20 protein-coding genes are annotated in these 17,375 nt (G+C 63.8%); 13 read left to right on the top strand and 7 right to left on the bottom strand.

The annotated features are described in order from the left end of the window. Positions 1–24: 24 nt before the first annotated feature. A complete protein-coding gene (locus tag ACO07C_RS23090; RefSeq protein ID WP_421916472.1) occupies positions 25–498 on the top strand; it encodes a MarR family winged helix-turn-helix transcriptional regulator in 474 nt (157 codons plus the stop codon). 25 nt (positions 499–523) lie between these two features. Here the strand turns inward: ACO07C_RS23090 and ACO07C_RS23085 are convergent, their stop codons facing one another. Then, complete coding sequence (locus ACO07C_RS23085; RefSeq protein WP_421916471.1) at positions 524–823, bottom strand: putative quinol monooxygenase; 300 nt, start codon at positions 821–823, stop codon at positions 524–526. 137 nt (positions 824–960) lie between these two features. Here ACO07C_RS23085 and flhA point away from each other — a divergent pair, with 137 nt between their 5' ends. From flhA to ACO07C_RS23050, 7 genes are all read left to right on the top strand, one after another. Next, on the top strand, positions 961–3,048 hold the full coding sequence (flhA, locus tag ACO07C_RS23080; RefSeq protein ID WP_421916469.1) for a flagellar biosynthesis protein FlhA: 2,088 nt from the start codon (positions 961–963) through the stop codon (positions 3,046–3,048). Further along, positions 3,045–3,797 carry a flagellar biosynthetic protein FliR gene (gene fliR, locus ACO07C_RS23075; protein ID WP_421916468.1) on the top strand — a complete coding sequence of 251 codons (753 nt, stop codon included), beginning with the start codon at positions 3,045–3,047 and terminating at the stop codon, positions 3,795–3,797. The genes flhA and fliR overlap by 4 nt, the downstream gene beginning before the upstream one ends. Before the next feature lie 21 nt (positions 3,798–3,818). Then, complete coding sequence (locus ACO07C_RS23070; RefSeq protein WP_421916467.1) at positions 3,819–4,202, top strand: hypothetical protein; 384 nt, start codon at positions 3,819–3,821, stop codon at positions 4,200–4,202. A gap of 335 nt (positions 4,203–4,537) precedes the next feature. Continuing rightward, positions 4,538–5,080, top strand: a complete 543-nt coding sequence (locus ACO07C_RS23065) for a rod-binding protein (RefSeq protein ID WP_421917587.1) — start codon at positions 4,538–4,540, stop codon at positions 5,078–5,080. Positions 5,081–5,092: 12 nt separating this feature from the next. Further along, on the top strand, positions 5,093–5,518 hold the full coding sequence (locus ACO07C_RS23060) for a hypothetical protein (protein ID WP_421916466.1): 426 nt from the start codon (positions 5,093–5,095) through the stop codon (positions 5,516–5,518). 38 nt (positions 5,519–5,556) lie between these two features. Continuing rightward, the gene (locus ACO07C_RS23055) at positions 5,557–6,075 is read left to right on the top strand and encodes a hypothetical protein (protein WP_421916465.1); all 519 of its coding nucleotides are present in this window, start codon (positions 5,557–5,559) and stop codon (positions 6,073–6,075) included. 186 nt (positions 6,076–6,261) lie between these two features. Continuing rightward, entirely contained in the window at positions 6,262–6,546 is a 285-nt protein-coding gene (locus tag ACO07C_RS23050; RefSeq protein ID WP_421916464.1) for an SCP2 sterol-binding domain-containing protein, read from the top strand. A gap of 70 nt (positions 6,547–6,616) precedes the next feature. Here the strand turns inward: ACO07C_RS23050 and ACO07C_RS23045 are convergent, their stop codons facing one another. Both ACO07C_RS23045 and odc2 read right to left on the bottom strand, forming a co-directional pair. Next, entirely contained in the window at positions 6,617–7,264 is a 648-nt protein-coding gene (locus ACO07C_RS23045) for a GNAT family N-acetyltransferase (RefSeq protein WP_421916463.1), read from the bottom strand. Positions 7,265–7,361: 97 nt separating this feature from the next. Next, entirely contained in the window at positions 7,362–8,495 is a 1,134-nt protein-coding gene (gene odc2 / locus ACO07C_RS23040; protein ID WP_421916462.1) for an ornithine/lysine decarboxylase, read from the bottom strand. A 542-nt stretch (positions 8,496–9,037) separates the two neighbouring features. Here odc2 and ACO07C_RS23035 point away from each other — a divergent pair. The 4 genes from ACO07C_RS23035 (at position 9,038) to ACO07C_RS23020 (ending at position 13,121) form a co-directional block, all read left to right on the top strand. Further along, positions 9,038–10,234, top strand: a complete 1,197-nt coding sequence (locus ACO07C_RS23035; RefSeq protein ID WP_421916461.1) for an amidase — start codon at positions 9,038–9,040, stop codon at positions 10,232–10,234. Between the two features lie 4 nt (positions 10,235–10,238). Continuing rightward, positions 10,239–11,129, top strand: coding sequence for a LysR family transcriptional regulator (locus ACO07C_RS23030; RefSeq protein WP_421916460.1), 891 nt, complete (start codon positions 10,239–10,241; stop codon positions 11,127–11,129). A 97-nt stretch (positions 11,130–11,226) separates the two neighbouring features. Then, positions 11,227–11,895: a DUF1007 family protein gene (locus ACO07C_RS23025; protein WP_421916459.1), complete on the top strand. Its 669-nt coding sequence runs from the start codon at positions 11,227–11,229 to the stop codon at positions 11,893–11,895. After that, a complete protein-coding gene (locus tag ACO07C_RS23020; RefSeq protein ID WP_421916458.1) occupies positions 11,892–13,121 on the top strand; it encodes a nickel/cobalt transporter in 1,230 nt (409 codons plus the stop codon). Before ACO07C_RS23025 ends, ACO07C_RS23020 begins: the two co-directional genes overlap by 4 nt. A gap of 45 nt (positions 13,122–13,166) precedes the next feature. On the opposite strand, the gene denD is transcribed toward ACO07C_RS23020, so the two are convergent. The 4 genes from denD to ACO07C_RS23000 form a co-directional block, all read right to left on the bottom strand. Next, a complete protein-coding gene (gene denD / locus ACO07C_RS23015) occupies positions 13,167–14,141 on the bottom strand; it encodes a D-erythronate dehydrogenase (RefSeq protein ID WP_421916457.1) in 975 nt (324 codons plus the stop codon). An 11-nt stretch (positions 14,142–14,152) separates the two neighbouring features. Next, positions 14,153–14,362 carry a hypothetical protein gene (locus ACO07C_RS23010; protein ID WP_421916456.1) on the bottom strand — a complete coding sequence of 70 codons (210 nt, stop codon included), beginning with the start codon at positions 14,360–14,362 and terminating at the stop codon, positions 14,153–14,155. A 63-nt stretch (positions 14,363–14,425) separates the two neighbouring features. Next, positions 14,426–15,388 (bottom strand): cation diffusion facilitator family transporter, encoded by a 963-nt coding sequence (locus ACO07C_RS23005; RefSeq protein WP_421916455.1) that lies wholly within the window; start codon positions 15,386–15,388, stop codon positions 14,426–14,428. Between the two features lie 24 nt (positions 15,389–15,412). Then, positions 15,413–16,099 carry a GNAT family N-acetyltransferase gene (locus ACO07C_RS23000; protein WP_421916454.1) on the bottom strand — a complete coding sequence of 229 codons (687 nt, stop codon included), beginning with the start codon at positions 16,097–16,099 and terminating at the stop codon, positions 15,413–15,415. An 83-nt stretch (positions 16,100–16,182) separates the two neighbouring features. Here ACO07C_RS23000 and ACO07C_RS22995 point away from each other — a divergent pair, with 83 nt between their 5' ends. Next, positions 16,183–17,367 carry a pyridoxal phosphate-dependent aminotransferase gene (locus ACO07C_RS22995; protein ID WP_421916453.1) on the top strand — a complete coding sequence of 395 codons (1,185 nt, stop codon included), beginning with the start codon at positions 16,183–16,185 and terminating at the stop codon, positions 17,365–17,367. The last annotated feature ends 8 nt before the right edge of the window (positions 17,368–17,375 follow it).

Genomic DNA, 17,375 nt, shown 5'->3' with positions numbered 1-17,375 from the left:
ACAACATATAAGAGCACTGATATCATGCGCAAGACAAATCCGCCGTCGATCCCTGCCCCTGGCGAAGGCAAGCGTGGCGAAGATGGCTATATGGGCTACCTGCTTCGCCAGGCGGCGGGCGCCTACAGGCTGAGAGTGGAGCGGGCTTTGGCCGATCTCGGCGTGACATCGCCGCAATTCGCGGTGCTGACCATGCTGGCGGCGTATCCCGGTCTGTCCAATGCCGATGTCGCCCGCCTTGCACTGCTGACGCCGCAAACAGTGAGCGTCATCGTCGCCAATCTCGAACGCGCCGGTTCCCTGGTCCGCAAGCCGCACGCCATCCACGGCCGGATCCAGCATCTCGATCTCAGCGAGAGCGGTATGTCCCTGCTGAAAACGTGCCGCGAGCGCGTTCATGCCCTCGAAAAGGAACTTGCCCGCAACCTGTCCGCCGAAGAGGAGCGCACCGTCAGGCGTTGGCTCGTCGCGGTGGCCACCTCCGGCACGACGGGGTGACCGGCAATCTGAGGCAAGCCGGCGTTCAGACCGGCCTGGCTTCGGCGGCCTCGTAGACAACGAGCTTGCGCTCGCCGATGCCAAGCGCCGCCCAGCTTTCGCGCCAGCGCGCGATGTGGGCGGAGCGGAAATGCGCGTCGAGATCCGCCCTGTCGCGCCACACCTCCGTGACGTGGATGAGTCCGGCGTCGAGCACATCCTGCGCATAGGAATATTCGATGCAGCCGGGCTCATTGCGGCTGGCCGCGATCATCGACGCCATCGCCGGCCTCGCCTCCCCGAGCTTCTCCGGCGGCAAGCGCACCGTACCGACGATCACCAGCATGAACATGTCCTTCTACCAGGCGCCTCCAGCGAGCGCCGTTCCTGACAGTGCCCCGGTCTCCCACCCTCGCGCAAGCTTGGCTGGCTAGGGTCGTCAGGCTGTCGCGCGCTCGGCGGCTCTGGTGATTTGGGGACGACATGGCGATCAGCGAAAGCATTCAGCCCGGCGCAGCGGCCAAGAACGGTCGCGACGTCTTTTTCGCGCTCGGCATCATCATCATCCTGGCCGTCCTGTTCCTGCCGATCCCGGCCTTCCTCATCGATGTCGGCCTGGCCTTCTCGATCGCCCTTTCGGTGCTGATCCTGATGGTGGCGCTTTGGATCCAGCGACCGCTCGATTTCTCCTCGTTCCCCACCGTCCTGCTCATCGCCACCATGCTGCGTCTGTCGCTCAACATCGCCACGACACGCATGATCCTGTCGCACGGCAATGAGGGCACGCATGCGGCTGGCTATGTCATCGCCGGCTTCTCCAAGCTTGTGATGGCCAGTGATTTCGTCATCGGCCTCATCGTATTCATGATCCTGATCGTGGTGAACTTCATCGTCATCACCAAGGGCGCCACCCGTATCGCCGAAGTCGGCGCGCGCTTCACCCTCGACGCCATCCCCGGCAAGCAGATGTCGATCGACGCCGACCTTTCCGCCGGCATGATCGACGAAAAGACCGCCCAGCTGCGCCGCCGCGAACTGGAAGAAGAATCCTCCTTCTTCGGCTCCATGGACGGCGCCTCCAAATTCGTCCGCGGCGACGCCATCGCCGGCCTCATCATCACCGCCATCAACATCGTCGGCGGCATCGCCATCGGCTACATCCGCCATGGCATGGGCATGGGCGAAGCAGCCGATGTCTTCATCAAGCTGTCGGTGGGCGACGGCCTCGTGACCCAGATCCCAGCGCTCATCGTCTCGCTGGCCGCCGGCCTGCTCGTCTCCAAAGGCGGCACGCGTGGCTCGACCAACCAGGCGGTGTTCGGCCAGCTCGGCGCCCATCCCCGGGCGCTTTATGTCGCGGCGTCGCTGCTCGTCCTGCTCGGCCTGATGCCCGGGCTGCCGCTGTTTCCGTTCTTCGCGCTTGCCGCCGGCATGGCTGCCCTGGGTTACATCATTCCCCTGCGCCACAATCGCGAGATCGCCGCCGCCGCCGCCGTCAAGGACCAGGAGAAGGCGACCAAGGTCGAGGAAGAGAAGAACTCGGTCAAGGCATCGCTCGCCACCGCCGAGATCGAGCTTCTGATCGGCAAGCAGTTGTCCACCCGCCTTCTGGTCTCGCATCAGGAGCTGGTCTTCCGCATGGGCAAGATGCGCAAGAAATTCGCCACCCAATATGGTTTCGTCGTGCCGGAAGTGCGCGTTACCGACGATTTCGCCATTCCGCCGAAGAGCTACCAGATCAAGGTCCACGGCACCGTCGTCGCCGAATACCAGATGCGCGTCGGCGAAATCATGGTTCTCCTGGGCACCCGCGACATTCCGGAAATTCCAGGCGAGGAAATCCGCGAGCCGGCCTTCGGCATGCGCGCCTATTCGGTGCTCGAAACCTTCGCCGAGGATCTGAAGCGCGAGAACTTCACCTTCGCCGACAACATGTCGGTGCTGCTCACACATCTGTCCGAGGTCATCCGCAACAACCTGCCGCAGCTCCTGTCCTACAAGGACATGAAGGCGCTGCTCGAGCGCCAGGACCCGGAATACCGCAAGCTCGCCGACGAGATCTGCACCACGCACATTTCCTACCCCGGGCTGCAGGCGGTGCTGAAATTGCTGCTGGCCGAGCGGGTCTCGATCCGCAACCTGCACCTGATCATCGAGGCCATCGCCGAGATCGCGCCGCATGTGCGCCGCACCGAGCAGATCGTCGAGCATGTGCGCATCCGCATGGCGCAGCAGATCTGCGGCGACCTCTCGGAGAGCGGTGTGCTCAAGGTCCTGCGCCTCGGCAACCGCTGGGATCTCGCCTTCCACCAGAGCCTCAAGCGCGACGCCAAGGGCGAGGTGCGCGAATTCGACATCGACCCGCGCCAGCTCGAGGAATTCGGCCAGGACGCAACCAAGGCGATCAAGAAACATCTGGAAGCCGGCGAACGCTTCGTGCTGGTCACCGCGCCCGACGCCCGCCCCTATGTGCGGATGATCATCGAGCGCCTGTTCACCACACTGCCGGTGCTCAGCCATGTCGAAATCGCCAAGGGCGTCGAGATCAGGGTGCTCGGGACCATATCGTGACCACACTGTCGCAAGGCGTCGTCATCGCGGCGTTCCTCGCCTTCTGCCGCATCGGCGCCTGCTTCATGCTGATGCCCGGCCTGTCCAGCGCCCGCGTCCCCATCCAGGTCAGGCTGTTCGTGGCGGTCGCCGCCACCGGCGGCCTGCTGACGTTCCTTTGGGACCGTATCTTTCCGTTCGTCGATCCCCGCCCCCAGATCCTCGTGCCGATGATCATCTCCGAACTGCTGGTCGGCGGGCTGATTGGCGCCATGACCAGGCTCTACATGGAAGCGCTCCGCTTCATGGGCTCGTCCATAGCCATGCTGATCGGCTATGGCGGCTCGGGCGGCCCCGCCATCGAGGAGCCGGAGCCGCAGGCGGCGCTTGCCGCCATCATTTCGTTCTCGGCGCTGATGCTGCTCTTCGTGTTCGATTTCGACCACGAGATCATCAAGGCGCTGATCGCCTCCTACACAATCGCGCCGATCAACATCTTCTTCAACCCGCAAGCCGCGCTGGTGGATGTCACCGACACCGTTTCGGACGCCTTCTTCCTCGTCATCCGCCTCGGCAGCCCGTTTGTCGCCTATGCCATTCTCGTCAACCTGACGATCGGCTTCGTCAACAAGCTGACACCGCAGATACCCATCTATTTCATCTCGCTGCCCTTCGTCATCGCCGGCGGCATGATCATCTTCTATTTCGCTGTCGGCACCTTGCTGTCGCTGTTCGCCAACGGTTTCGTCGACCTCTCGTTGGCTCGGTAAGCGGGCCATGGATAGCTGGATATGAGCACGCGCAAGGACCGACTGAAGAAACTGGTCAAGGTACAGGAACAACTGAAGGCGCTGCACGAGACCCGCCACGCCACCTACCTTGCGGCGGCTGCCACGGCTGAGGCCGAGGCTCGCGAACTGATCGCTCATTTCGATTCCGACGGAGCCCTCTCCGGCCTGTTCTCCGATCTCTACCATCGGCGCATCGCCAATGCCGTGGTGCGCAAGGAGACCAATCTGGAAAGCGCCCGGCAGGAAGTGGGCCTGATCGCGGCGGCGACCGCGCGCACAAACATGGTCGAGCGCGCCTACAAGGATGTGCGCCGACGCGACGAACGCGAAAGCTCCGACCGCGAACGGCTCGATCTGATCGCCCAAAAGCCGAGAGACGAATAGCGGCGGGATCTGCGCCTATCCGGCGTGGAGATTATCGCGGACGAAGGCTCCGACCATGTCGAGGGCCTCGTTGGCGGCTTCGAGCCGGAACGGTTTGAAGACAAGACATGTGTCATGCCCTCCCGGATGCGCGGCGCGGCCGGCCGCCCGGAGCCCGATTGAGCGGCGATGCGCCTGGATCGGTTGCGTCGGCGTGCGTGAAGCCGGCCAAATGACGCTCTCATCACGGTTTCGTGCTGGCAAGCCTGCCACAAGCTTGTTGAGGCATTGTTCTGGCCAAGGAAACGACAAAAGGGCGAACCTTCTTGGCGATCTCTCCACCCAGCGACATCGTTATGGATGTTGCCCGCGCCGTCGAGCCGGCGGACATCGAGGCTGCCCGCACGGCGTTGGCAAAGCGGGCCGGCGGTGCCGTCGGCACCTTCTCGGTCGACACCGCCAGCTCCGTCGATGCGGGTTCGATCCTGTCGCGCGCCACGGCGGACAAGGCGGCCACGGGCACCGACCCTGCGAAGAAATTCAAGCATTTCGAGGCCATGGTGCTGCAGACCTTCATCCAGAACATGCTGCCCAAGGACAGCGAAGGCGTCTACGGCAAGGGCCTTGCCGGCGACATGTGGAAATCGCAGCTCGCCGAACGCGTCGCCGACGTCATGGCCGATCGCGGCGGCATCGGCATCGCCAAATCGCTCTTGGCCGACCACTATCTCGACGGCAAGCGCAAGGTGCCGATCGGCCCGGTTTCGGGCGGGCCGGAAAAGACCGAGATCGACCAGCAGACCAGCCTGTCCACCTCGCTGGTCCACGAATTGCAGCGCAAGGCTGCGAAGTCGATTACCGGCGACGAAACGACCATCAAAACTGACATCAAGATTTAGACCAGGATTATCATGGCCGAAAAATCGGAACTCGCCTCCAATCTGCCCGCACGCACGACCGCTTCGGAAGCGCCCATTCCGTTCGCGCGGCCGGGAAACCTCGGCGCCATCATCGGCCGCATAGAGCAGGCGATCGACGAAGAGACGGCGGGGCTGCGCAACGATACCAGCTACGATCTCAAGGCATCCAATGCCCGCAAGAGCCGCTATCTCTACGAACTGACCCGCGCCATGAAGGGCGGCAGCGAGGCCGAGTTCCTGGAGCAGCACCGCGAGGGCCTGACGCGGCTGCGCCAGAAGCTGGCCAGGAACGAGGCGGCGATCCTCGCCCACCTCAATGCGGTCAACGAGGTCGCCACCCTGCTGAAGCATGCCATACAGCGTTCGGAAGCCGACGGCACCTATTCGGCGATCGAGTTCGGCTGGGCCAGGGCGTGATCGCGACAAACGGAGCCAACGCGCTCTAGGATCCGGAAATGATCAAATTCATAGCCGCCGCCATCTGGATCTGCGCCGCCACGCTCGGCGCGGTGTTCTATTCGTTCCAGGCTGCCGGCGCGCGTGGCGTGGGTGAAACGCCCAAGCCGATGCTGGGCGGGCTGGACTACGTCAAGACCGACGTCATCTCGGTACCCCTCATTCACAATGCCAAGATCGACGGCTACTTCCTGACCAAGCTCGTCTACACCGTCGAACCGGCTGAGATAAAGAAGCTGTCCATCCCGGCTGACGCGCTGATCACGGACCAGGTCTACAGCTATCTCTATTCCAATCCGCAGATCGACTTCACCAAGAAGGCAACGATCGACCTAGACGCTTTCCGCGCCGCCATCCGCGACACCGTCAACACCCGCGTCGGGGCCAATCTGGTGCATGAAGTGCTGATCGACCAGGTCAACTTCCTGTCCAAGGACGAGATCCGCGACAACTGGCTGCGCCGCCGGCAAGAAGGCGCCCCTGCACCCGAAGCGGCCAAGCCCGCCCCCGCGCATTGACGATGTCCAACCTGTCTGGGCTGCGTCGATAACGCCCATCTTTCGACCGGGGTTTCGCGTTGACGTAAACGTCAACTCGCAGCTAAATGCCCCCAGCGAAATTGATCGCGACACAGGCGATACGGTGATTTCGGCAAGGTCGGAACGTCATCGCGCCATAAAGCCAACAAGACGAGGAGAAGAGCCATGAGCGTTCAGGATATCGCCGACAAGATCAGCTCGCGCGTGGCGAGTGCCGGATTCGACCGTTCCGTCAAGTTCGACACCGGCAGCGATGGCGTCATCGTCATCGACGGCGGCACGGTCTCGACCGCCGACGCGCCGGCCGACTGCACCATCAAGCTTTCGCTCGACGATCTGGATTCGCTCATCGCCGGCGATCTCAACCCGACCATGGCGTTCATGACCGGCAAGATCAAGGTAGAGGGCGACATGAGCGTCGCCATGGCGCTCAGCCAGTTGATTGGCTGAGAGAAAGCAAATTGAAGACCGAAACGCCGCCTTTCGGGCGGCGTTTCTGTTTCAAGCGTCGACGGCAGCCTCAGGCCGCGGCCGCCTGTGCCTTCAGCCTGCGCCCCGCCGCCTTCAGCGTGCCACGAGCGCTGTCCAGCGTGCCCTCGATCAGTTCCAGCGCCAAAAGGCGATGCCGCTCATAGGGGCCGGGCATCGCCAGCAACCCCGTCTTTTCCGAGGAAAAGCCGAAGCGCTGATAGTAGGGAGCATCGCCGACCAGAAGGATGGCCCCGTGGCCGAGACGTGCCGCCTCGGTCACCGCATGCCGCATCAAGGCCGAGCCGATGCCGGCATTCTTGAGCGACGGATCGACGGCGAGCGGCCCAAGCAGAAGGGCCGCCGGACCACCCTCGCCCAGCGTCACGTCCCACAACCGAACCGTGCCCATGACGGCGCCCGATGCGTCGCGCGCAACGAAAGCCAGTCCTTCCGAAGGCCGGCGGCCGCGCCGCAGCTTCTCGGAAGACTTCGTCCTGCGCTTTGGTCCCATGGCGAGATCGAGCAACGCTTCACGCGCCTCGACATCGGCCGCGGTTTCGGCGACGATAACAACGGCGCGGGCATTCTCCCCCCTCGAGGGGGAGATGTCGCCGAAGGCGACAGAGGGGGTCGCCGCGCGTGAAGCGCCGACGCCAGCCACGGCAACACCATCAACAATGAAATTCACAACGTCCATTTCCGCAATCCCTGGCGAGCGGAGGTCTGTTCCACAGGCGAGCCCGGGTGGGCGACAGGCGCCCACCTGGGATGATCTGATCGGTTCTTTCGAACCGTCAGATCACGTAGGATCGGAGAGGCTCGAAGCCGTTGAACGCGACCGCCGAATAGGTGGTCGTGTAGGCGCCGGTGCCCTCGATCAGCACCTCGTCGCCGATGGTCAGCGACAGGGGCAGCGGATACGGCGTCTTCTCGTACATCACGTCGGCCGAATCGCAGGTCGGGCCGGCGAGCACGCAAGGCGCGGTCTCCGTGCCGTCATGCGCGGTTACGATCGGGTAGCGGATCGCCTCGTCCATCGTCTCGGCGAGACCGCCGAACTTGCCGATGTCGAGGAACACCCAGCGCACATTGTCGTTGTCGGCCTTCTTCGAGATCAGCACGACTTCCGACTTGATGACGCCGGCGTTTCCAACCATGCCACGGCCCGGCTCGATGATGGTCTCGGGCAGCGCGTTGCCGAAATGCTTGCGCAGCGCCGAGAAGATCGCCTGGCCATAGGCCTGCGCGACGGGCACGTCCTTCAGGTAACGGGTCGGGAAGCCGCCGCCCATATTGACCATCTTCAGCACGATGCCTTCCTCGGCCAGCGTCGAGAACACCTTCTTGGCGTCGGCGAGCGCACGGTCCCAGGCGGTCAGGTCGGTCTGCTGCGAGCCGACATGGAACGACACGCCATAGGCATCGAGACCCAGCACCTTGGCCTTGCGCAGCACGTCGACGGCCATCGCCGGCACGCAGCCGAACTTGCGCGACAGCGGCCATTCGGCGCCTTCGCCATCGGTCAGCACGCGGCAGAACACGCGCGCGCCCGGAGCGACGCGGGCGATCTTCTCGACCTCCTCGACGCAATCGACCGCGAACAGGCGAATGCCGAGCTGGTAGGCGCGTGCGATGTCACGCTCCTTCTTGATGGTGTTGCCGAAGGAGATGCGGTCCGCCGGCGCACCGGCGTCCATCGCCATCTCGACTTCGGCAACGGAAGCGGTGTCGAAGGACGAGCCCATCGCAGCAAGGAGGCGCAGGATTTCCGGCGCCGGGTTTGCTTTCACCGCGTAATAGATCCTGGAATCGGGCAGCGCCTTCTCGAAGGCGCGGAAATTGTCACGCACGACATCGAGGTCGACGACGAGGCAGGGGCCGGACGGACGTCGGGTGGCGAGGAAGTCGAGGATGCGCTGTGTAGCCATCGTGGTTTCTCCAACACGCCTTTCAGCGCGCGCAAGGTTGCGGACGCGGGCTGTCAGCCTCGCGAACTCGCGATCAAACAAAGGCGGGACGAAAATTCCATGGAACCAGCCGGTGGAGACCCCGGAACCATGAAACGCCGTCTCGCGGCGATGAACCTAGCCTTGCCCGGCTTCGGTTCGCTTTGTCTGCCTTGGCTTGGATTGGGAGAACCCCGTTCCGCACTGCCGGCAATGAAGGTGTGCCTCTTCAGTAACCCCGGTCTTTGGACAACCGGCAGAGAACCAGAAAGGCCCGCACCGTCGTTGCTTCAAGGTGTCCTCGGTCTGGCGGTTGGCCGCTAAACCGACTGGAGGGGTTGGCTCCAGTTACCTTACCGATTTCCCTCACCATTCGAGGATCGGCGGACACCCACAGGCACGTGCGACTTTGGGCAAGCGCGATATATGGCTGGTGGCCGTCACAATCAATAAAAATCGTATCTCAGGTTGTAAAATTTCTGGCATCGAACAATGTTGGGTCCAACGTATTCGGATATTGAACGATGCCATCGACGCGCGGTCCCCTGAACGCTTTCCTCGACCTCGACGAAATTCCGGTCGCCAACGCGCAAACCGGCCCGCTGGCGGGGCTCTCCTTGGCCGTGAAGGATATCTTCGACGTTGCCGGCTACCGCACCGGCTGCGGCAACCCGCAGAAATACGAGGAGGCTTCGCCCGCCGCCTCCACCGCGCCTGCCGTGCAGGCGCTGCTCGACGCCGGCGCGCGTTTCGCCGGCAAGACGCAGACCGACGAACTGGCCTTCTCGCTGATGGGGCTGAACGCGCATTTCCCCTCGCCGGTCAATCCGGCGGCACCCGAGCGCATCACCGGCGGCTCGTCCTCGGGGTCGGCCTCGGCGGTGGCGGGCGGCCTTGCCGACATCGCCACCGGCTCCGACACCGGCGGCTCCATCCGGGCGCCGGCAAGTTTCTGCGGCCTGGTCGGGCTGCGTGCCACGCACGGCCGCATCCCGCTCGATGGTACGATGCCGCTCGCTCCCTCCTTCGACACATTCGGCTGGTTTGCCAGGGATATGGCCACCTACGTGAAGGTCGGCGCGGTGCTGCTCGGCGAGGATACGCATGAACACGAATTGAAACGGCCGGTTTCGCTGCGGGTGCTGGACGAGCTGGTGCTGGGACCCGACGAGGCGAAAGCCTATCGCGACATGCTCCGGCCGGTGACGGCGGTGTTGGGCACGCCAAAAGCCGCCGAGCCGTTGGCGCACTCCATGGATGATCTCTATTGGTGTTTCCGCACCCTGCAGGGATATGAGGCCTGGCAGAGCCATGGCGCCTGGATATCTCGGAGCGGGAGTGCGCTCGGCCCTTTCGTCAAGGAGCGCTTCGAGCATGGCGCGACGATCGGCGCGGATGCCGTGCAACGCGAAACGCAGCGGCGCGACGCGTTCCGCCGGGAACTCGCCAACCTGCTTGGGCAGGACGGCGTTCTGGTGCTGCCGACCGTTCCGGGCGCGGCCCCGCTCAAGGCCGCACCGTTCGAGGATTTGCAGAACTGGCGCGAACGTGCCTTAAGGCTGCTGTGCCTCTCCGGCCTGTCCGGCCTCCCGCAGATCACGCTGCCGCTGGGTTCGGTCGACGGCGCGCCCTTCGGCCTCTCGCTGCTGGGACCGACGAATAGCGACACACAGTTGATGGCACTGGCCGCACGCATCCTCGCGGCCCGGCGGAAAGGCTGATGACATGGATACATTGACGCGCATGCGCGCCTTCATCGACGTGGTCGAGGCCGAGGGGTTTTCGGCGGCGGCGCGCAAGATCGGCCGCTCCAAGGCGCTGCTGTCAAAGTATGTGCGCGAACTGGAGGACGAACTCGGCGCGCTGCTGCTCAACCGCACCACGCGCCAGTTCTCGATGACCGAAGCCGGCCATACCTATTACCGGCGCGCCTCGGAAATCGTGCGCGAAGTGGACAGCCTCGCCGACGCGGTGCGCGAATCCTCCGGCGACGTGCGCGGCAGGATCAAGCTTTCGGCGCCGCGCACCTTCGCCGACGCGCCGATCGGCCAGTCGCTGATCGACTTCGCCAAGCAATACCCCGATATCGTGCTCGACATTCAGCTCGACGACCGCTTCGTAGATCTGGTCGAGGAAGGCTTCGACCTCGCTGTCCGCATCTCGCGACTGGAGAACTCTTCGCTGATCGCAAGGCGCCTGGCGCCCTTCTCGATAAGGCTCTGTGCTTCTCCCGAACTGATCGCCAGGCATGGCATGCCGACGCGGCCGCAGGATCTGGGCCGCATGCCCTGCATCATCGACACCAACGGCCGCGGGTTGAACAACTGGCCATTCAAGGGCGACAACAACGATCAGCTGAGTGTCGCGGTGTCGGGCCCGGTCGAGGTCAACAGCCCGATGGCGGCGCGGGCCGCGGCCGTGTCTGGACTTGGATTTTGCATCCTGCCGGACTTCATCGCCGCGCCCGACATCGCGAGCGGCCGCCTGGTGACTGTGATGGATGACCGCATCCTGTCGGGCGGCGGCATTTTCGCCGTCTATCCGCATCGGCGTTATCTGCCTGCAAAGGTTCGCGTTTTCGTCGACTATCTGGTGCAGTGGTTCAAGGACAAGTGAACGGCCTTACCCGTCCGCACCCCCCGGCAGTCCCAATTTCGCCCCCTTTCTGGTAACTGTCGGGATTCTCCGAGGGCCCATGGATTCGCGATCAAGAATGCACCTGAAAAGGCGAGCTATCGTGCTGGCTGCGGCACTGGCCGCGACATTCGCCGCCGTCGACCCCGCCGAAGTGCACCCGCACGTCTTCGCCGAGGCCCGCCTCGACGTCATCCTCACCCCGGATCACCAAAGCGTGAAAGCGCTGCGCCATCTGTGGCGCTTCGACGAGCTGTTTTCGAGTACGGTGCTGATGGAGTTCGACAAGAACTCCGACCTGAAACTCGACGCCAACGAGCTGAAGGATGTCGCGGACACCGTTCATGCATCGCTGGCCGACTACAACTATTTCCAGCTTGTCACGGTCGACGGCAAGGACGTGCCGATGACCCCGCCGCCCCATCTGATGGCCAATTTCGAGAATGACCAGCTGATCATTCTGTTCGAATCCGAACCGAAGAAGCCGATCAAGCTGGCCGGCAAGATCGATATCGGCGTCTATGACCCGACTTTCTACACGGCGATCGACTTTACCGAGGACGCCAACATGAAGGTCGACGGATTGCCCCCGAACTGCACCAGCAAGGTCATTCGTCCCGATGCCGACGAGGCGATCGCCGAAAACCAGAAGACCCTGACGGACGCTTTCTTCAACGACCCGACAGGTACGGACATGAGCAAGATCTTTGCCACCAAGCTTGAACTGAACTGTCAACCAGAAGGATGACTCCAGTGACGAAACCGTCCCTGCGTCTGGCATTCGGCCTGTTGGCCGTCACCTTTGTGATGGTGCATTTCGGCGGTACCGCCTATGCGAAGAGCTCGCTCGGCATCGGCGTCAATGACGGGATGGCGCCCACTGCCACCGGTCCGTTTGCCCACATTCTGATGTGGGTCTATCTCCGCCAGATGGAATTCAACCAAGAGTTGGGAGCGGCAATGAAAGCGATGCGACAGGATGGCAGCAAGGTCTGGCTGCTCATCGGGCTGTCCTTCGCCTATGGCATTTTTCACGCCGCCGGCCCCGGTCACGGCAAGGCGGTGATCTCGTCCTACATGGTGGCCAATGAAGTGGCGCTGCGGCGCGGCATCCTGTTGTCCTTCGTCTCCGCGCTGCTGCAAGGGCTGACGGCGGTCGTGGTCATGCTGCTTGCCTATTTCGTCCTGCGCGGCACCGCGATTTCGATGACGGACGCCACCTCGTTCATGGAGATCATGAGCTATGTCTTCGTCACCCTCTTCGGCGCCTGGCTTTTGTGGCGCAAGCTCGGCCCGTCCATCCTGCGCCTGTTTGGAAGAGCGCCGGCCTACAGCCTGTCGGCCGCCCATGCCGGCCATTCGCACGGCGGACATTCTCACGCGGGCCATTCTCACGCCGGTCATTCTCATGCGGCCCATGCCCATTCGGCGCCTGTTCATTCCCGTGCCCTTCACGCGCATGACGATCACGACCATGCGCATGGCCATTCGCACGACCATCACGACCATGGCGCGCGCGATCACCATGACCACAGCGCCCACGACCATTCCCACGAAGACCATGCTCACCACGATCATGCGGCGGGCGAGGTCTGCGACACATGCGGCCATTCGCACGCGCCCGATCCGGCACTGCTTTCCGGTGACCGTTTCGACTGGCGCACGGCCTGGACGGCGGTGGCGGCGGTCGGCATCCGCCCCTGCTCCGGCGCGCTGATCGTGCTCAGCTTCGCCCTGCTCAACGGGCTCTGGCTCGGCGGCCTGTTGTCGGTGCTCGCCATGTCGCTGGGCACCGCCATCACTGTCTCTGCGCTGGCGACGCTCGCGGTGACCGCCAAGAACTGGGCGGTGTATTTTGCCGGCGACGGGCGCATGGGCAACCGCATCCACTCCATCGTGGAAATCGGCGGCGCCGCCTTCGTCTTCCTGTTCGGCCTGCTGCTGCTGTCGGCCAGCCTGACGGGCAGCGTCTGATCCACCCGAAGGTGCGTTGAGGTTCAGGCCGGCATCACCTGAATATCAATTCACCTTGCCGCCCAACTCATCTTCGATGTGCGCGCGGATGATCTCGTCGAAACTCGTCTCGGCGGCGAAGCCAAGCTGCCTCGAGCGCTTCGCCTCGAAGCGGGTCGGCCAGCCCTTGACGATCGCCCAGATCGTCTCGTCGGGCACCTCGCGGATGAGACCCGCCACCTTGGCGCCAGTGATGCGCTCAAGCGCTTCTATCTGCTCGCCGACGGAGACACCGACGCCCGGCATCGTCAGGTTGCGGCGCGGTCCGACGGCATCACCGTCGATCTCGGCCGCATGGATGAGGAAATTGACCGCCGAGCGCGGGCTGGCGTGGGTATGCACGACCGAGCGCGGCACCGGCAGGATCGCCTCCTGCCCGCTCAGCGGCTCGCGGATGATGCCAGAGAAGAATCCCGAGGCCGCCTTGTTGGGCTTGCCCGGCCGCACGCAGATGGTCGGCAGCCGGATGCCGATGCCGTCGAAGAAGCCGCGCCGCGTGTAGTCGGCCAGCAGCACCTCGCTCATCAGCTTCTGCGCGCCGTAGGACGTCAGCGGCGTCGGATGGAATTCATCCGGAATGATCTCCGGGAACGGCGCGCCGAACACGGCGATCGACGAGGTGAAGACGACGCGCGGCGAAATGGCCGCCAGCCGGATCGCGTCGAACAGCGCGCGCGTGCCATCGAGATTGACACGATAGCCGAGGTCGAAATTGGCCTCCGCCTCGCCGGACACCACTCCGGCGAGATGAAACACGACATCGGGCCGCGACGCCACAAGGCTTTCCGAGGCGCCGGCGGATGCGAGGTCGCCGGTATGGTTGGTGATGGTCACGCCTTCCATGGCCGCCGCCTGCGGCGGCACGATGTCATGCAGGTCGAGTGCGGTGATCTTGCGACCGCGCAGCGTGCCGTCCTTTGCCAGCCGGGCAATGAGCTTGCGGCCAACCATGCCTGCCGCGCCAGTGATCAGGATGCGCATGTCGAAGACCCTTATTTGTCCCGGTTTTTACGCTGGCTGCGGCTACGCAGCCAGAACACAGCAAAGAAGCCGAACAGGAAGATGACGACCACGACGCCGGCCAGAATGCCGGAGACGCTGCCCGCCGCGAGCATCACCTTCGGCAGATTGTAGGCGGCAACGCCGAACAGAAGCATGATCCAAAATGCCGCGATCGCCGCATTCCTGGTGTCGCGGTCCATCAAGCGGCCTCATGGGGGCTGCGGATCATCACCAATCTTTTCAAGGCCATGGAACTCCCGGCGCTAATGGTGGTGATCATGATGCGCGCCCGCATCATGATCATCATCGTGGTCTTCGTGGCCGTCGGCGCATTGGCCGAATTCAGGCTCCACCGTGGCATGGCTGATGTCATGCTCGGCGGCAAGCCGTTTCTTGATTGCGCCGACCGCCTTGTGGGCATCGACGCCATCGTCGAGGCAGGCGTGCAACGTCGCCATGTTGCGGGTGCCGTCGAGCGACCAGATGTGCATGTGATGCACTTCGCGCACGCCTTGCACCGATGCTTCGATATCCCCGGCGATCGCGTCGCGGTCGAGATTTGGCGGCACGCCTTCGAGCAGGACATGGGCGGCGGCGCGCATCAGCGACCATGCGGTGGACAGGATCAGCAGCGAAACGAGGACGGACAGGATCGGATCGATCGGGGTCCAGCCCGTCGCCAGGATGACCAGCGCCGCCACGATCGCCGCCGCCGAGCCCAGCAGGTCGCCGAGCACATGCAGGATGGCGCCGCGCATGTTGAGGCTTTCGCGGTCGCCGCCATTGAGCACGAGGAAGGAGCCAATATTGACCAGCAGGCCAAGGCTCGCCACCACCAGCATCGGTCCCGCGAGCACCGGCGCCGGCGCTTGCAGGCGGCCCCAGGCTTCGTAGACGATCCATAGCGCGATGACGAAGATGGCGATGCCGTTGGTGTAGGCAACCAGGGTCTTGACCCGGCCGAAGCCATAGGTGAGACGGCCTGTGGCCGGCCTGTCCGCGAGATGGAAGGCGTACCAGGCAAGGCCGAGCGCGACCGCATCGGCCAGCATGTGGCCGGCATCCGCCAACAGCGCCAGCGACCCCGTGAAGATGCCGCCAAGCGCTTCCGCGACCATGAAGCCGGCTGTCAGGCAGCCCGCGATCAGCACCCGCTTCTTGTCGGTCGCGCCATGGACATGCCCGGCGCCGTGATCATGTCCCTGCGAGCCATGGGCATGTGCCATTCGCCAACTCCTATCGGCCGGTTCCTACGCGCCGAACTCCACGCGGAAATCCTCGAGCCGCCGCTTCTGCTGGCCGTCGCCGTCGAAATTGGCCGGGTCGAGCCACGCCTCGTACGCCTTGCGCAGCGCCGGCCATTCCTTGTCGATGATCGAATACCACGCCGTATCGCGGTTTTCGCCCTTGACGATCAGATGCTGGCGGAAAATGCCTTCGAATTTGAATCCGAACCGCTCCGCCGCGCGCTTGGACGGCTCGTTGCGGTTGTTGCATTTCCATTCATAGCGGCGATAGCCGAGATCGTCGAAGATGTATTTCATGAACAGGAACTGCGCTTCCGTCGCCGCCGGCTTGCGCGACATGATCGGCCCCCAATAGATGTTGCCGATCTCGATGACGCCATAGGCTGGGTCGATGCGCATCAGTGTCTGGCGTCCCGCGACCTTGCCGCTGGCCTTGTCGATGACGGTGAAGAACAGCGGGTCCTGGCTGGCCTCGACCTTGTCCAGCCAGGGCTGGAAATCGGCGCGCGTCTCCGGCGGATAGTCGGGCAGCCAGGCGAAACGGCCGCCGACATCGGACACCGAGGACGCTTCATACAGGCCGTCGCCATGCTTTGCCGCGCTCAACGGCTCGAGCCGGACATACCGGCCATCGATGGCCCGGCGTTCGGGCCGTGGTCGCGGCTGCCAATCCTTGAGATTTTCAGACACCAAAAACTCCAATCCGTTTGACATTTGCTGGCCAAGGCTCACAAAAACGCAACCCAACAGTAAGAACCACACGGACGGGAAAAATGCTCCACACGATTTCGGCCTTCGACCGTCTCGGCGAGGAAAATGCCTTCGCGGTGCTTGCGCGCGCCACCGCTCTCGCGAGCCAGGGCCGCGACATCGTCAACCTTGGCATCGGCCAGCCCGACTTCAAGACGCCACAGCACATCGTCGAGGCGGCGATCAAGGCGCTGCGTGACGGCCACCACGGCTACACGCCGGCCAACGGCCTGCTGGCGACACGCGAGGCGGTGGTGCGGCGCACGCTGACCACCACCGGCATCGAGGTCTCGCCCGAAGCGGTGATGATCCTGCCCGGCGGCAAGCCGACCATGTTCGCGGCGATCCTGATGTTCGGCGAACCCGGCGCGGAAATCCTCTATCCCGATCCCGGCTTTCCCATCTACCGGTCGATGATCGAATTCACCGGTGCCGCGCCCATCCCCGTGCCGATGCGCGAGGAAAACGGCTTTGCCTTCTCGGCCGAGGAGACGCTGGCGCTGATCACGCCGAAGACCCGGCTGCTGATCCTCAATTCGCCCGCCAACCCGACCGGCGGCGTCACGCCGCGCGCCGAGATCGAGAAGCTGGTCAAGGGGCTGGAGAAGCACCCCGACGTCGCCATCCTCTCCGACGAGATCTACGATGTCATGACCTATGACGGCGAGACGCACCACTCGCTGCTCAACTACCCGGAAATCCGCGACCGGCTGATCGTGCTCAACGGCTGGTCGAAGACCTGGGCGATGACGGGCTGGCGCATGGGCTGGTCCATCTGGCCGACCGGCGACAAGGGCGCCCACCTCTACGACAAGGTGCGCAAGCTGGCGGTCAATTGCTGGTCCTGCGTCAACGCACCCAGCCAGTTCGCCGGCATAGCGGCCATCGACGGCCCGCAGGACGATGTCGACACGATGATGCGCGCCTTCGACCGCCGCCGGAAGATCGTCGTGGAAGGGTTGAATGCCTTGCCCAACATTTCCTGCATCACGCCCAAGGGCGCGTTCTACGCCTTCCCCAATGTGTCAAAGACCGGCTGGAAGGCGAAGAAGCTGGCATCCGCCCTGCTCGACGATGCCGGCGTGGCGCTGATCGGCGGCCCGGATTTCGGCATCCTGGGCGAAGGCTATATCAGGCTCTCCTACGCCAATTCCGAAGAGAATATCCTGCGCGCGCTCGAGCGGATCGGGGCATTCCTGGCGAAGTGAAGTCTAAC

The sequence above is a fragment of the Mesorhizobium sp. genome (assembly GCF_965229135.1).
Classification (GTDB): domain Bacteria; phylum Pseudomonadota; class Alphaproteobacteria; order Rhizobiales; family Rhizobiaceae; genus Mesorhizobium.
This window is presented reverse-complemented; position numbering and strand designations above follow the sequence as displayed.

What these genes read in the sequence shown, in the direction of transcription:
- ACO07C_RS23070 (WP_421916467.1), top strand. Translation starts at nt 3,819, where the DNA reads ATGAGCACGCGCAAGGACCGACTGAAGAAACTGGTCAAGGTACAGGAA.
- ACO07C_RS23005 (WP_421916455.1), bottom strand. Translation starts at nt 15,388, where the DNA reads ATGGCACATGCCCATGGCTCGCAGGGACATGATCACGGCGCCGGGCAT.
- flhA (WP_421916469.1), top strand. Translation starts at nt 961, where the DNA reads ATGGCGATCAGCGAAAGCATTCAGCCCGGCGCAGCGGCCAAGAACGGT.
- ACO07C_RS23050 (WP_421916464.1), top strand. Translation starts at nt 6,262, where the DNA reads ATGAGCGTTCAGGATATCGCCGACAAGATCAGCTCGCGCGTGGCGAGT.
- ACO07C_RS23085 (WP_421916471.1), bottom strand. Translation starts at nt 823, where the DNA reads ATGCTGGTGATCGTCGGTACGGTGCGCTTGCCGCCGGAGAAGCTCGGG.
- ACO07C_RS23045 (WP_421916463.1), bottom strand. Translation starts at nt 7,264, where the DNA reads ATGGACGTTGTGAATTTCATTGTTGATGGTGTTGCCGTGGCTGGCGTC.
- ACO07C_RS23020 (WP_421916458.1), top strand. Translation starts at nt 11,892, where the DNA reads ATGACTCCAGTGACGAAACCGTCCCTGCGTCTGGCATTCGGCCTGTTG.
- ACO07C_RS23055 (WP_421916465.1), top strand. Translation starts at nt 5,557, where the DNA reads ATGATCAAATTCATAGCCGCCGCCATCTGGATCTGCGCCGCCACGCTC.
- ACO07C_RS23030 (WP_421916460.1), top strand. Translation starts at nt 10,239, where the DNA reads ATGGATACATTGACGCGCATGCGCGCCTTCATCGACGTGGTCGAGGCC.
- ACO07C_RS23025 (WP_421916459.1), top strand. Translation starts at nt 11,227, where the DNA reads ATGCACCTGAAAAGGCGAGCTATCGTGCTGGCTGCGGCACTGGCCGCG.
- ACO07C_RS22995 (WP_421916453.1), top strand. Translation starts at nt 16,183, where the DNA reads ATGCTCCACACGATTTCGGCCTTCGACCGTCTCGGCGAGGAAAATGCC.
- odc2 (WP_421916462.1), bottom strand. Translation starts at nt 8,495, where the DNA reads ATGGCTACACAGCGCATCCTCGACTTCCTCGCCACCCGACGTCCGTCC.
- ACO07C_RS23010 (WP_421916456.1), bottom strand. Translation starts at nt 14,362, where the DNA reads ATGGACCGCGACACCAGGAATGCGGCGATCGCGGCATTTTGGATCATG.
- ACO07C_RS23065 (WP_421917587.1), top strand. Translation starts at nt 4,538, where the DNA reads ATGGATGTTGCCCGCGCCGTCGAGCCGGCGGACATCGAGGCTGCCCGC.
- ACO07C_RS23035 (WP_421916461.1), top strand. Translation starts at nt 9,038, where the DNA reads ATGCCATCGACGCGCGGTCCCCTGAACGCTTTCCTCGACCTCGACGAA.
- denD (WP_421916457.1), bottom strand. Translation starts at nt 14,141, where the DNA reads ATGCGCATCCTGATCACTGGCGCGGCAGGCATGGTTGGCCGCAAGCTC.
- ACO07C_RS23090 (WP_421916472.1), top strand. Translation starts at nt 25, where the DNA reads ATGCGCAAGACAAATCCGCCGTCGATCCCTGCCCCTGGCGAAGGCAAG.
- ACO07C_RS23060 (WP_421916466.1), top strand. Translation starts at nt 5,093, where the DNA reads ATGGCCGAAAAATCGGAACTCGCCTCCAATCTGCCCGCACGCACGACC.